Source organism: Mesorhizobium sp. M7A.T.Ca.US.000.02.2.1, assembly GCF_003996995.1.
Classification (GTDB): domain Bacteria; phylum Pseudomonadota; class Alphaproteobacteria; order Rhizobiales; family Rhizobiaceae; genus Mesorhizobium.
Genome location: NZ_RZTT01000153.1, coordinates 1 through 12,696, shown reverse-complemented (window position 1 = coordinate 12,696; position 12,696 = coordinate 1). Strand labels below are relative to the sequence as shown.

The window sequence follows — 12,696 nt, the reverse complement described above, 5'->3', positions numbered from 1 at the left end:
GCGCGCCGGAAATGGCGCCCGGCACGTTCTGGCAGGATCCCGAGAAATGACCGCATTGGGAACCGACGGCACGCGTGATGCCCCGCCGAGCATGTCCGGCCGACGCAGTCTGGCGACGGCACTCATGCCCGCGCTGACCGTAGCGGTCTCCCTGCTCGGGCTTTGCCTGCTGTGGAACCTTGCGGCAAGCGTCTGGCCAAGCCGTGCCTTTCCAGGACCTGGGCAGGTCTGGCAGGTGCTTCTCAGGGAGGCTGCGAGCGGCGACCTTTTTTACCATCTCGGCGTGACTCTCGGCCGGGTCGCCGCGGCATATATCGTCGCCATGATCATCGGATCCGTCATCGGCGTTTTGCTCGGCAGCCATCGCCGCGTCGACCGTTTTTTCAACCCGTGGGTGATCCTGTTCCTCAACATCCCGGCGCTGGTGGTCATCGTCCTCGGCTACATCTGGTTCGGCCTCAACGAGGCGGCGGCGATCGGCGCGGTGGCGGTGAACAAGATCCCGAATGTCGTGGTGACGATGCGCGAAGGCGCCAGGGCGCTTGATCCAAGTTACGCCGAAATGGCCACCGTCTATCGCTTCGGCCGCCTTGAACGCATCCGCCATATCCTGCTGCCGCAATTGCAGCCCTATCTTGCCGCCGCGTCGCGATCCGGCATCGCCCTCATCTGGAAGATCGTCCTGGTCGTCGAACTGCTCGGCCGCTCGAACGGTGTCGGCTTCCAGATCCATCTCTATTTCCAGCTCTTCGATGTCGCCGCCATTCTTGCCTACACGCTGGCTTTCGTGGCGGTGATGCTTGTCATTGAACTCCTCCTGGTGCAGCCCGTTGAACGACATGCAACCCGTTGGCGCCGTCGTCCCGCTTAAGGTCGACATCGCCGAAAAGACCTTCAGGTCCGCGCGAGGCGTCTCGATCACCGCGCTTCAGGACCTTTCCTTCGAGGTCCGGCAAGGCGAATTCGCCTGCTTGCTGGGACCGTCGGGCTGCGGCAAAACCACGACGCTGCGTATCCTGCTTGGCTTGGACAAAGACTTTTCCGGCTCCTTTCAGTTGCCGCAAGGAGGTTCGAACCGCATCGCCGCCGTATTCCAGGAACCGACCCTGCTGCCGTGGCGAACGGTGGAACAGAATGTCAGGCTGGCGTTGCCGAAAAGCTTGAGAGCGAAAAATCTGGACGGGCTGTTCGACACGCTCGGCCTCGCCGGCATGCGCTCGCTCTATCCTGCCGAACTGTCGCTCGGCCTTGCGCGCAGGGCAGCACTTGCCAGGGCTTTCGCCACCGAGCCGGCGGTGCTTTTCCTGGACGAACCTTTTGTCTCGCTCGACGAACAGACCGCCGAGCGGCTTCGGCATCTGCTTTTGACCGTGTGGTCGGCACGGCCAACGACCGCCTTGATGGTGACGCACAATCTACGCGAGGCACTGATGCTGTCGGACCGCATCATCGTGCTCGCGCCACGGCCAACCCATGTGCTCGGCGTGTTCGACGTACGGTTGCCACGGCAACATCGCAATTCGCAGGTGATGAGCGACCTCCTGCGGTCGTTCCATCATAGATTTCCGGACGTCACCTGATCGCCTGCTGGCGAAATGCATATCGGAGGCCTTCATGTCGGTTGATCGGCTAAGACGCAGGCTTGTGAGTGGCTTCACCTGCACCGCTGCCAGCGCCGCCTTGCTGCCATGCTGCCTCGGACGAGCCGTTCTGGCCGCAGGCGCCAGCTTGCGGTTCTCGACCACGCAAATCGCCGACGGCGTCTTCGCCTTCCAGGGCGCGGATGAATTGATGACCGCCGCCAACAACGGTGCGATCTGCAATCTGGGCGCCGTCATCGGCACCGATGCGGTTGCCGTCATCGACAGCGGTGGCAGCCTGATCGAGGCGCAGGCCTTTCTCGCCGCGATCGGAAAGCTGACAGCAAAGCCGGTTCGCTTCCTGGTCAACACCCACATGCATCCCGACCACATCTTCGGCAATGCGGCATTCCGGAAGATCGGCGCGACCATCGTCGGTCACCGCAATCTGCCGCGTGCTCTCGAGGCGCGTGGAGCGTTCTATCTGCACAACTATCGCGAACAGCTTGGCGAGGCGCTTATGCAGGGGGTCGAGATCGTGTCGCCGACCATGCTGGTCGACGATCACCTGCAACTCGACCTCGGCGGGCGCATGATCGAACTGCGGGCATGGAAGGCGGCGCACACCGACAACGACCTGACCGTGTTCGATACCGCGACCAGAACGCTCTTTGCCGGCGATCTCGTGTTCATGGGCTCCTTGCCGACGCTCGACGGATCACTGCTTGGATGGCTCCGCCAGATGGATGCGCTCACCGCGATCGACGCCGCGCGCGTCGTTCCTGGCCATGGTCCTGTAACGGCCGACTGGCCACAGGCGGTGGCGGGGGAGCGACGCTATTTCGAGATTCTGGCGCGCGATATCCGAAAGGCGATCGCCGACGGAACGCCGCTGCGCGAAGCAGTCAAAACCGCTGGCGAAAGCGAACGGGATAATTGGCACCTGTTCGACGATTACAACGAGCGCAACGCAACGGCCGCATTTGCCGAACTCGAGTGGGAATAGACAATGCCGACATGCGTCCAGCAGCTGTAAGGCACGGCGATTTGCCAAGGCGTCGCCAAAGGCTTATCCTCAACGCCAGCCTGGGCACCACCTCTCTGCATTGGTGGAGGCATCGAAATGCAAAATCACGTTTACTCGAGCCGGCAGCTCGCTTTGCCGCTCGCATCCGTTTTTGTCGCGATCATCTTGGCCATCGGCACGCTGCTCGGTTCCTCCGGAACCGCCAGCGCACAGCAAACAACCGCGTCCTCGGACAGGATCTGGCATGACTTGAAGGGCGACGTGTTCGGCGATCGGGCAATTCTGGTCGATACCGGCGTCGTCAGGATCGAAGCGCCGAAGCGGGCGCAGGATGCCGCCATCGTGCCCGTCGACATCTATCTCGATCCAGCCAAGGCGCCGGACGGCATCAAATCCGTTACCCTGATCATCGATGCCAACCCTGCACCGGTGGCGGCAACGTTCCAGCTCGGCAAGGATGCCGGCGTGACGCATCTTTCGACGCGCGTGCGCGTCAACGACTATTCCTATCTGCGTGCCATCGCTGAGACGCAGAGCGGCCAGCTCCATATGATGCAGACCTTCGTTAAGGCATCAGGCGGATGCTCCGCCCCTGCGGTCAAGAACCAGGACGAGGCCAACGCGACGATGGGTCAGATGAAGCTGCGCCAGTTCCCGCCCAAAGAGACGATGACCAAGACTGAGGAACTGCAGTTGATGATCCGGCACCCTAACAATTCGGGCCTGCAGCGCGATCCGCTGACCCAGTATTTCATACCGGCGCATTTTGTTCAGAAACTGTCGATCTCGCAAGCCGGCCGGCCGATCCTCTCCATGGAAGGTGGAATATCGATTTCGGAAGACCCCAATTTCCGGTTCGATTTCACCGTGCATGGCAACGGCGAAATCCAGGTGGAAGCGACCGACACGGATGGCAAAACATTCCGCAATCAGTGGCCCCTGGAGACAGCAGGTCTCTAAAGTATCCCTCTTGCGCCGTAATGCCGGGTGCTTGCCAGCTCGATCCCCGAAGTGAAGCTCATTTCGGGAGGATCATGTCCAGGCAAAGGATGGAACTCTATCCGGCTTGCGGAGGGAGCAGGCTCTAAAAGCAGCGCACGTCGGCTTCCGACTGCGCGCGCTTCAATTCGGTACGGGCGGCCTTCGCCGGTGCGCTTTCGCGAAACAGCCCAGCGTTTTCGCCTGTGGTCAAAGACATACTCTTGAAAGTCTCGGCCCTCTCATAGTGGTCGTACGGAAGGATCGAGGCGATGACGTCGATCGAGCAGGAACAGCTTTCCAGCGCCTTACGTGTCTGGCCGTTCGTCTGCATGCAGCCGAGCACGTAATCGGCAATCGTTGCTGTCGGGTAATCTCCCGCGGCGCCCGCCGGGTTTGCGAAGGCCAGCGGCGCGGCCAGGAGCAGCGGCAAGGTCGAAAATCCAACATATCTGATCATGGGAAAACCTCCGGTTAGCCTGGGCGCGATGTGCCAAGTCGGGATCACCGTGGCAGTTGGCAACGAGCCGCAGAGTCAGTCAAGCGCCCATGGCTTCCGTATACGACCAAAGGAGGAATGCGGTACTCGTCGACCGTGGTTCCGCATGGCGGCCTGATGGCCCGCTCCACACCCCAACTCCAACGATCATCTCATGCTTGGCCCACTATCGATTCCCCATGCAGCACGTAGATGGCTAGGCCGAGACATCGAAGTGAATACCGCTAAATAAAATCCTTGCTTAGGTGAAATGTAAAACTCAAAAAATAATCAAATTTTATGCGGCCAACCGTTACTTAGCTAGTAGAAATACTTTATCTAACAAATACCCTCCTAATTATTTCCTTATATTGCACCGCATCATTTAGGATATTGCGGTGCAAAAAGACACCCAGGCTTTTTTGCTTGCCTAGCGTTTTGCGATGACATAGCCTCACCCTGTTTCCGGCTTCAAGGGCGTCACCGTCATTAGGGAGCGGCGACAGTCTTTCGTAGGCCAAGGTGAGGTGGGCAGTAACGGTGCCCTCTGCACATCTGGCTTAGGTCGTGACACGCTGCCGGAAATATTTCCCCCCCGTGAATCGCTTGGGCAAGCCCTTGTGGGCTCAGCAAATGATTCATCACTATGAACCTCGGGAGGAATTCGGATGCGTGTACTTACGAAAGCTACCTATATTCTAACCACTGCGGCGTTTCTGTCGCTTGGCGCGGCCTATACGGCGTCGGCTAACGAGGACCTTGCAAAGCTGGCTTCGGATTCGAAGAACTGGGCAATGCAGACGGGTGACTACGCCAACACCCGCTATTCCAAACTCAACCAGATTACTGCGGACAATGTGAAGAACCTGCAGGTCAAGTGGACCTTTTCCACCGGCGTGCTGCGAGGCCACGAGGGTGGACCGCTTATCATCGGCGATGTGATGTATGTCCACACGCCTTTCCCGAACAATGTCTTTGCGCTCGACCTCAAGAATGACGGGAAGATCCTCTGGAAATACGAACCCAAGCAGGATCCCAACGTCATCCCGATCATGTGTTGCGATACGGTCAATCGCGGTGTTGCCTATGGTGACGGCAAGATCATTCTCAATCAGGCCGACACCACGGTCGTCGCCCTCGACGCGAAGACCGGCAAGGTCGTCTGGTCGGTCAAGAACGGTGACCAGACCGATGGCGGCAAAGGCGAATCCGGTACGGCTGCCCCCGTCGTCGTCAAGGACAAGGTGCTCATCGGCGTCTCCGGCGCCGAATTCGGCGTTCGCGGCTGGCTGGCCGCCTACAATCTGAAAGATGGCAAACTCGCCTGGAAAGCCTATTCGGAAGGTCCGGACGCAGACACCCTGATCGATCCCGAAAAGACCACGCATCTCGGCAAGCCGGTGGGCAAGGACTCCGGCACGAACACCTGGGAAGGCGAGCAGTGGAAGACAGGCGGCGGCACGACATGGGGATGGTATTCCTATGATCCCAAGCTGAACCTGGTCTACTATGGCACCGGCAATCCCTCGACGTGGAATCCCGTACAACGCCCCGGCGACAATCGCTGGTCGATGACGATCATGGCCCGCGATGCGGACACGGGTGTTGCCAAATGGCTCTACCAGATGACCCCGCATGACGAATGGGACTATGACGGCATCAATGAGATGATCCTCGTCGATGGCATGGACGTCAACGGCGCCAAGCACGACGTGCTGGTGCATTTCGATCGCAATGGCTTTGCCTACACCATGGATCGCGCCAGCGGCGAACTTCTCGTCGCCAAAAAATACGATCCGGCTGTGAACTGGGCGACCGAAGTCAACATGGACCCAAAGAGCGATCAGTATGGCCGCCCGCAGGTCGTGGCGAAATATTCGACCCAGCAAAACGGCGAAGACACCAACTCGACCGGCATCTGCCCGGCCGCGCTTGGAACCAAAGACCAGCAGCCGGCCGCCTACTCGCCGAAGACCGGGCTGTTCTATGTCCCGACCAACCATGTCTGCATGGACTATGAGCCTTACAAGGTAAGCTACACCGCCGGTCAGCCCTATGTTGGCGCCACCGTGTCGATGTACCCGGCCCCTGGCGGCGACGGCAGCATGGGCAACTTCATTGCCTGGGATGCAGCCAAGGGTGAGATCGTCTGGTCGAAGCCCGAGATGTTCTCGGTGTGGTCTGGCGCGTTGGCCACGGATGGCGACGTCGTTTTCTACGGCACGCTCGAAGGCTACATCAAGGCGGTCGATAAGGACGGCAAGGAACTCTACAAGTTCAAGACCCCGTCCGGCATCATCGGCAACATCACGACCTACGAGCAGGGCGGCAAGCAGTACATCGCCGTTCTGTCGGGTGTTGGCGGCTGGGCAGGTATTGGCCTGGCAGGCGGCCTGCTTTCGCCTGATAACGCCGCTGCCTGGCATGGCGCCGTCGATCAGGGCCGTGCCCAAGGCGATGAGGCCGCCGTCGTTGGCACCGCTGGTCTTGGTGCCGTCGGTGGCTACGCGGCACTTGCCGACTACACGACGCTGGGCGGTCAGCTCACCGTCTTCGGTCTCCCGGATTGATGCGCTGGGAACCTTGAGAACGCCTCGGGTCTTGTGAGACCAAAGGCTTGAAGAACGAGAGCCCGGATCATCCGGAAGCCATGGCCGGGCTCTCGATTCGGTTACGCACCCAAAACACCGATCAATGCCGGTCGCGCCAGCAAAACCGTGTCCATTGGCAAATGAAGGAAGTTTGAATGTCCGTTCGCATTGTAATTTCGGCTATGGTCCTGGCTCTGCTGCCTCTGGCAAGCTCAGGCGTCGCCCAGGCCGACGACAGCATGGAAAAAGCCAAGGCGGTGAAGGAAGAAGGCGGCAAGTATTTGGATGCGGATGGAAATCCGACCTACAAGATCGAAAACGGAACCGTCGATTGGTACACGTTCAGCGGCTACCGCCGGTATCACTCCGATTGCCATGTCTGCCACGGACAGGATGCAACAGGTTCGAGCTATGCGCCGGCTTTGGTCAACAGCCTGAAAAACATGGATTACGGCACGTTCCTCTCGATCGTCGCCGAGGGCCGCAAGAATGTCGGCGGCGGCAAGGAAAACGTCATGCCTGCCTTTGGCGACAACAAGAATGTCTATTGCTACATGGACGACCTCTACATCTACCTGCGCGCGCGCGCAGATGGCGCGGCGCCCCGCGGACGGCCGCCCAAGCACGAAGACAAGGCCCAGGCGGCGAAGGATGCCGAAGCATCCTGCATGGGTGGATGACATGATTGGTCGCGATGCATTGAAGCTGCGCGTCGTTCTGCCGATCCTCGGCACGCTCGCCTTGCTGCCGTCGAACGCGCATGCGCAAAGCGCCGGCCTTGGTGCGGCGGGAGAACTGGTCGACCCCGACATCTTGCGCGTCTGCGCCGATCCCTCGAATATGCCCTTCACCGACAAGAGCGGCGAAGGATTCGAAAACAAGCTGGCAGAGCTGGTTGCCGCGAAAACCGGGCGCAAGTCCGTCTCCTACACCTGGTTTCCCACGATCACCGGCTTCGTGCGCAATACGTTGGGGGCCAACCGATGCGACATCATCATGGGCTATGCCCAGGGCGATGAGCTGGTGCAGAACACCAACGCCTACTATCGCTCCGCCTATGTGCTTGTGCATCCGAAAAGCCACGATATGGAAGGCGTGGAAACGATCGAGGATCCCAGACTCAAGGGCAAGACGATCGGCGTCGTTGAAAGCACGCCGCCAACCGCCAACATGGCCGCCAACAAGCTCCTGCGGACCGCCAAGATCTATCCGCTTGCGGTAGATACGCGGGTCACCCCATCCATGGGGGAGGTCATGATCAAGGACATGCTGGCACACAAGATCGATGCGGCGGTGCTGTGGGGACCGATGGCAGGTTACTATGCCAAGGAACTCGGAGCTGATGTGACGATCGTTCCACTGGTGAAGGAAAAAACCGGCTCGCGCATGTCTTACCGCATTACCATGGGCGTACGTCCGTCCGACCAGGAATGGAAGCGGACGCTCAACCGGGTGATCAGGGAAAACCAGGCGGAGATCACCAGGATCCTGCTGAGCTATAACGTGCCGCTGATCGACGAACACGACAACCTGATTACCCAATGAATGGAAGGGAGACTATTTTCTTGCTGGTCGCCGCGAGCCTTCTGGGTCTGACCGAGCCGACATGGGCTGGCGATGTCGCCGAACCCAGCGGTTTTCGGATGGACGACTATCGGGCGCCGGTGCCGCGGACGCTGCAAGGCGCGAGGGTGGTGACGACGGTGGAAGCGGAAGCGCTGTGGCGGGCGAAAAAGGCGATCTTCTTCGACGTGATGCCGGACACGCCCAAACCGACCAATTTGCCGGCAGGAACCATATGGAGGGACAAGGTCAGAAAGGACATCCCAGGCAGCATATGGCTGGCCAATGTGGGATACGGCGCTATTTCGCAGGAGACCGCCAGCTATTTTCGCCAAGGCCTCGAGGCCAAGGCCGGGACGGACAAGTCGCGCGCGATTCTGTTCTACTGCATGACGAATTGCTGGATGTCGTGGAATGCGGCGAAACGGGCCGTCGAGTGGGGCTACAGTTCGGTAATCTGGTATCCGCTCGGCGCTGATGGGTGGGAAGATGCAAACCTTCCACTGGAGGAGAAAAAACCCTACACAACGAACAATTGAAGTAAGGACTGCAATTATTCTCGATAGTTTGTTTTCAACTTTTCAAAACCTATTGTTTCATTTGTCCATTTTGAGACTTGATGGACGAGCCATTGCGTCGGTGCCCTGCAATGGTTGGCTAACGACAGGATCGGTCCCTTCGGGCTGGTATAAGAGGAGAAATGTCATGAAGAAGAACTGGAAAAAACCGACCATGTGTCAGGTTGCCGCTGGCTTCGAAATTTCACGGTATCTGCCTGCTGAAATTACTCCCAAGAAGTAGGCCGCAGAGGTGCGCGTCCCTGGCGACAGGGGCGCGCATCCCCTCGCCGCATGGGATTTTCGTGAAAGATTTTGACGCACGCAAAGCGCGCGAAGCGTTTTTTGTGACTGCAAATTGCCTGCAGGTCAGAGAAGCCGGCGCGCGGGCATTTTCATGCATTTGAGGATCATCGGATCGGCGGCGGGCGGCGGCTTTCCGCAATGGAACTGCAACTACCGTCTGAGTCGTGCGGCTCGCACCGGCATGGCCGGGGTGCATTCACGAACCCAGTCCAGTATCGCCGCCTCCGCGGACGGGTTCGGCTGGGTTCTTTTCAATGCCTCGCCCGACATTCGCCAGCAAATCGCTGCAACACCTGAACTGCAGCCTGCGGGCGATGCGCCGCTGCGCTCCACGCCTATTCGCGCGGTGGTGCTGACCAACGCCGATGTCGATCATATCGCTGGACTGCTCAGCCTGCGCGAGCGGCAGCCTTTCGCCATCTATGCAACGGCGCAGGTTCTGGCGACGCTGGAGGCGAATTCGATTTTCAGTGTTCTCGATCCAGCGCTTGTGCCGCGGCGCATCCTGCCGCCGGCGAAAGAATTGGCCATTTGCGACGCAGAAGGCCGCGAGACCGGCGTAATGATCGAGCCCTTTCCAGTGCCCGGGAAGATAGCACTCTATCTGGAGGATAGAGACCATCCGGATGCCAATTTCAACTCCGACGCAGGTGATACGATCGGAGTCCGAATCGCCGGCATCGGCAGCCGCGGCTCCGTCTTCTATATTCCGGGCTGCGCGCGCATCGATGCGGCCTTGCGCGCGCGTCTCGCCGATGCCGCATGTCTTCTGTTCGACGGCACGGTCTATACCGACGACGAGATGATCGTCGCCGGCGTCGGTCAGAAAACCGGCGCGCGGATGGGGCATCTGGCGATCTCGGGAGAATCGGGTTCGATCGCCGGCTTGGCCGATGTGAAGGTCGGCCGTCGCGTCTTCGTCCACATCAACAACACCAACCCCATCCTTGACGAGAATTCCGCCGAGCACGCGGCGGTCAAGGCGGCAGGCTGGGAAATCGCAAGCGACGGTCTTGAGGTGGAATTTTGAGCGACTTCCGCGATGCAGCCAAAGGCGGACTCTCCACGAACGCTCTCGAAGCCGTGCTGAGGCAGGTTGGCGCCGAGCGCTATCACAATCGCCATCCCTTTCACCACAGGATGACCAGCGGCGCATTGTCGAAGGCCGAGATGAAGGCCTGGGCGCTGAACCGCTATTGCTATCAGGCGGTCATCCCGCGCAAGGATGCCATGATACTCGTGCATGCCGAGGATCCAGCGTTTCGCGCCGCGTGGCGCAAGCGGATCGAGGATCATGACGGCGAGGACGGCTGGAGCGGCGGCATCGCGCGCTGGCTGCATCTGGCAACTTCGCTCGGCCTGGACGCCGAGGCCGTGAAGAGCGAAAGGCTGGCACTGCCGGCGACGCGCTTCGCGGTGGGCGCTTACCTTTCCTTTTGCACAAACCGGACGTTGTTCGAGGCGGTCGCGTCCTCGCTGACCGAGATGTTCTCGCCACTCATCATCGGCGAGCGGGTGCCGGCAATGCTGGCCAAATACGACTACATCACCGAGGATACACTGGCCTATTTCAGGCAACGGCCCGAACAGGCCTCGCGTGACGCCGACTTCGCCCTCGCCTACGTGCTCAGCCATGCCGATACGGCGGAGCGCCAGCAGCAGGCAATCGATGCACTGGTGTTCAAATGCGATATACTCTGGGCCATGCTTGACGCGCTTCAACACGCCTATGGCGAGCAGGGAAACATACCGCCCGGCGCCTTCCAGCCCGAGGCAGCCCAATGATGGCGCTGCGCGAAAGAGCCGTGGTGTCGTTGCGATCGGTACCTTCGCTGCCGAAACACGTGCGCATACAATACGATTCCGTGCGGCAGGCATTCGCCGTGCTTTCACCGGAAAAGATATTCTGGCCGAACGATGTCAGTCTCGACATATTGCGCCGCTGCGATGGACGGTCCACGGTCGGCGATATCATTGCCGGCCTTGCCGCGGATTATGAGGCCGAACAGGAGGCCGTGGCGACCGACGTCATCGCCTTCCTGCAGGAATGGTCGGACAAGCTGTTGGTGAGGCCATGAGCACGCCCCTCCTCCCTCCAATCGGCATGCTGGCGGAACTGACGCATCGCTGCCCGCTGCAATGCCCTTATTGCTCCAATCCGCTGGAACTGCTGAAGGCCAATCGCGAACTCGACACTGAGACCTGGCTCGCCCTGTTCTCGGAGGCCGCCGATCTCGGAGTGCTCCAGGTGCATCTGTCCGGTGGCGAGCCGACACTGCGCCGCGACCTCGAGCAATTGATCGCCGGGCTTGCGGGGCGCGGCGTCTACACCAATCTGATTACCGCGGGCGTTGGCATCGTCGAGGGCCGTATCGAGACATTTGCCGAAGCCGGCCTCGACCATCTGCAACTGAGCTTTCAGGGCGCGCGTCCGGCGACCACCGATCGCATCGGCAACCACAAGGGCGCTCACGAAAAGAAGCTGGAAACGGCACGCCGCGCACGCGCTGCCGGTCTGCCTCTTACCATCAACGCACCGATCCATCGCCATAACATCGAGGAAGTGCCGGAATTCATCGATCTCGCCCTTTCGCTGGGCGCGGAGAGGCTCGAAATCGCCAATGTGCAGTATGCCGGCTGGGCGTTGACCAATCGCGACCAACTGATGCCCGAGCGTGAAGCGGTCGACAGGCAGGCGGAGATCGTCGCGGAGGCACAGGAGCGGTTGGCCGGCATCATCAACATCGATTTTGTGACGCCGGACTATTTCGCGATCTATCCCAAGCCGTGCATGGGCGGCTGGGCGCGGGACGCCTTCATGGTTACGCCTGACGGCACCGTACTGCCCTGCCATGCCGCACAGACGATCCCGTCGCTCAGCTTCGAGCGTTTCGAACCACGCAGACTGTCCTCGATCTGGGCCGATTCACCGGGGTTCAATGCCTTTCGCGGTACGGACTGGATGCAGGAGCCGTGCCGTGGCTGTGAGCGGCGCGAGATCGACTGGGGCGGCTGCCGCTGCCAGGCGATGGCGATCGCCGGCGATGCCGCTGCAACGGACCCGGCTTGCGCGAAATCGCCGGTCCATGCTCGCATGGCAATGCTGATCGACGAAGCAAAGCGCATTGCCACAACTCCTTCGAGAGAACCCTTCGTCTACCGGCGGATCGGCGCCGTGACCGAATCCGCCTAAGTCGGCAATAAAGCGCGTCTCAACCCCTCGGCAAGACGCGTAGCGTCTGCTCGTCAAACAATGGCTCATCCTGGCCGATGCGCACAAACAGAAGCCTGTGCCCCTCACCCGCCGGCACCTCGAAATACTGGATGCCGTCAGGCATTTCACCCCAGTCGCCGCAGGGCGGTTCGGGAACCTCGTCGGAACTGGCAAGCGCTTTGAGTTCTTCCGCATAGGAGGCGTCAGGGCTGAATGTGTAGCGTTTGACGCCGGCAGGCTCCGTGCCCTGCGTGTATGGCGTCAGCACACAGCGGGCGCTGACCGCCTTGTCGGTCTTTTCGAGGAACAGGCTACGCAAAGCAGCCTCGGCGGTTTCACCTGATATGATGTCGAACAGTTCGACGAGAGGATCGGCCGCGCCGCCGTCGCTGTATTTGATGG

Annotated in this window: 13 protein-coding genes and 1 pseudogene; 12 read left to right on the top strand and 2 right to left on the bottom strand. The window is 60.2% G+C overall.

The window, feature by feature from the left end:
• The first annotated feature begins 46 nt into the window (after positions 1–46).
• The 4 genes from EOD15_RS16275 to EOD15_RS16260 all read left to right on the top strand — a co-directional run bounded on the left by EOD15_RS16275 (position 47) and on the right by EOD15_RS16260 (position 3,567).
• A complete protein-coding gene (locus EOD15_RS16275; RefSeq protein WP_127321095.1) occupies positions 47–871 on the top strand; it encodes an ABC transporter permease in 825 nt (274 codons plus the stop codon).
• On the top strand, positions 840–1,580 hold the full coding sequence (locus tag EOD15_RS16270; RefSeq protein WP_032900692.1) for an ATP-binding cassette domain-containing protein: 741 nt from the start codon (positions 840–842) through the stop codon (positions 1,578–1,580). Before EOD15_RS16275 ends, EOD15_RS16270 begins: the two co-directional genes overlap by 32 nt.
• 34 nt (positions 1,581–1,614) lie before the next feature.
• On the top strand, positions 1,615–2,586 hold the full coding sequence (locus EOD15_RS16265) for a quinoprotein relay system zinc metallohydrolase 2 (RefSeq protein ID WP_127321096.1): 972 nt from the start codon (positions 1,615–1,617) through the stop codon (positions 2,584–2,586).
• Positions 2,587–2,703: 117 nt separating this feature from the next.
• Positions 2,704–3,567 (top strand): quinoprotein dehydrogenase-associated SoxYZ-like carrier, encoded by an 864-nt coding sequence (locus EOD15_RS16260; protein ID WP_127321097.1) that lies wholly within the window; start codon positions 2,704–2,706, stop codon positions 3,565–3,567.
• Positions 3,568–3,691: 124 nt separating this feature from the next.
• On the opposite strand, the gene EOD15_RS16255 is transcribed toward EOD15_RS16260, so the two are convergent.
• Complete coding sequence (locus EOD15_RS16255) at positions 3,692–4,045, bottom strand: hypothetical protein (protein WP_127269861.1); 354 nt, start codon at positions 4,043–4,045, stop codon at positions 3,692–3,694.
• Positions 4,046–4,731: 686 nt separating this feature from the next.
• On the opposite strand from EOD15_RS16255, the gene EOD15_RS16250 reads away from it, so the two are divergent.
• From EOD15_RS16250 to pqqE, 8 genes are all read left to right on the top strand, one after another.
• Positions 4,732–6,633: a methanol/ethanol family PQQ-dependent dehydrogenase gene (locus EOD15_RS16250; protein ID WP_127321098.1), complete on the top strand. Its 1,902-nt coding sequence runs from the start codon at positions 4,732–4,734 to the stop codon at positions 6,631–6,633.
• Positions 6,634–6,809: 176 nt separating this feature from the next.
• A complete protein-coding gene (locus EOD15_RS16245) occupies positions 6,810–7,334 on the top strand; it encodes a c-type cytochrome, methanol metabolism-related (protein ID WP_127408630.1) in 525 nt (174 codons plus the stop codon).
• A gap of 1 nt (position 7,335) precedes the next feature.
• The gene (locus EOD15_RS16240; protein ID WP_127398820.1) at positions 7,336–8,199 is read left to right on the top strand and encodes a substrate-binding domain-containing protein; all 864 of its coding nucleotides are present in this window, start codon (positions 7,336–7,338) and stop codon (positions 8,197–8,199) included.
• A complete protein-coding gene (locus tag EOD15_RS16235; protein WP_127267403.1) occupies positions 8,196–8,756 on the top strand; it encodes a PQQ-dependent catabolism-associated CXXCW motif protein in 561 nt (186 codons plus the stop codon). Before EOD15_RS16240 ends, EOD15_RS16235 begins: the two co-directional genes overlap by 4 nt.
• A gap of 415 nt (positions 8,757–9,171) precedes the next feature.
• The gene (pqqB, locus tag EOD15_RS16225; protein ID WP_127322057.1) at positions 9,172–10,110 is read left to right on the top strand and encodes a pyrroloquinoline quinone biosynthesis protein PqqB; all 939 of its coding nucleotides are present in this window, start codon (positions 9,172–9,174) and stop codon (positions 10,108–10,110) included.
• Positions 10,107–10,865 (top strand): pyrroloquinoline-quinone synthase PqqC, encoded by a 759-nt coding sequence (gene pqqC / locus EOD15_RS16220; protein ID WP_127322058.1) that lies wholly within the window; start codon positions 10,107–10,109, stop codon positions 10,863–10,865. The genes pqqB and pqqC overlap by 4 nt, the downstream gene beginning before the upstream one ends.
• A complete protein-coding gene (gene pqqD / locus EOD15_RS16215; RefSeq protein ID WP_127322059.1) occupies positions 10,862–11,158 on the top strand; it encodes a pyrroloquinoline quinone biosynthesis peptide chaperone PqqD in 297 nt (98 codons plus the stop codon). Before pqqC ends, pqqD begins: the two co-directional genes overlap by 4 nt.
• Positions 11,155–12,273, top strand: a complete 1,119-nt coding sequence (pqqE, locus tag EOD15_RS16210) for a pyrroloquinoline quinone biosynthesis protein PqqE (RefSeq protein WP_127322060.1) — start codon at positions 11,155–11,157, stop codon at positions 12,271–12,273. Before pqqD ends, pqqE begins: the two co-directional genes overlap by 4 nt.
• A gap of 19 nt (positions 12,274–12,292) precedes the next feature.
• On the opposite strand, the pseudogene EOD15_RS16205 reads toward pqqE, so the two are convergent.
• A pseudogene (locus tag EOD15_RS16205) lies at positions 12,293–12,696 on the bottom strand (hypothetical protein); the annotation flags it as partial.

Excerpts from the sequence above, each read along its gene's own strand:
- EOD15_RS16255 (WP_127269861.1), bottom strand. The coding sequence starts at position 4,045 with ATGATCAGATATGTTGGATTTTCGACCTTGCCGCTGCTCCTGGCCGCG.
- EOD15_RS16240 (WP_127398820.1), top strand. The coding sequence starts at position 7,336 with ATGATTGGTCGCGATGCATTGAAGCTGCGCGTCGTTCTGCCGATCCTC.
- EOD15_RS16245 (WP_127408630.1), top strand. The coding sequence starts at position 6,810 with ATGTCCGTTCGCATTGTAATTTCGGCTATGGTCCTGGCTCTGCTGCCT.
- pqqB (WP_127322057.1), top strand. The coding sequence starts at position 9,172 with ATGCATTTGAGGATCATCGGATCGGCGGCGGGCGGCGGCTTTCCGCAA.
- pqqE (WP_127322060.1), top strand. The coding sequence starts at position 11,155 with ATGAGCACGCCCCTCCTCCCTCCAATCGGCATGCTGGCGGAACTGACG.
- EOD15_RS16270 (WP_032900692.1), top strand. The coding sequence starts at position 840 with ATGCAACCCGTTGGCGCCGTCGTCCCGCTTAAGGTCGACATCGCCGAA.
- EOD15_RS16250 (WP_127321098.1), top strand. The coding sequence starts at position 4,732 with ATGCGTGTACTTACGAAAGCTACCTATATTCTAACCACTGCGGCGTTT.
- EOD15_RS16260 (WP_127321097.1), top strand. The coding sequence starts at position 2,704 with ATGCAAAATCACGTTTACTCGAGCCGGCAGCTCGCTTTGCCGCTCGCA.
- EOD15_RS16275 (WP_127321095.1), top strand. The coding sequence starts at position 47 with ATGACCGCATTGGGAACCGACGGCACGCGTGATGCCCCGCCGAGCATG.
- pqqD (WP_127322059.1), top strand. The coding sequence starts at position 10,862 with ATGATGGCGCTGCGCGAAAGAGCCGTGGTGTCGTTGCGATCGGTACCT.
- EOD15_RS16235 (WP_127267403.1), top strand. The coding sequence starts at position 8,196 with ATGAATGGAAGGGAGACTATTTTCTTGCTGGTCGCCGCGAGCCTTCTG.
- EOD15_RS16265 (WP_127321096.1), top strand. The coding sequence starts at position 1,615 with ATGTCGGTTGATCGGCTAAGACGCAGGCTTGTGAGTGGCTTCACCTGC.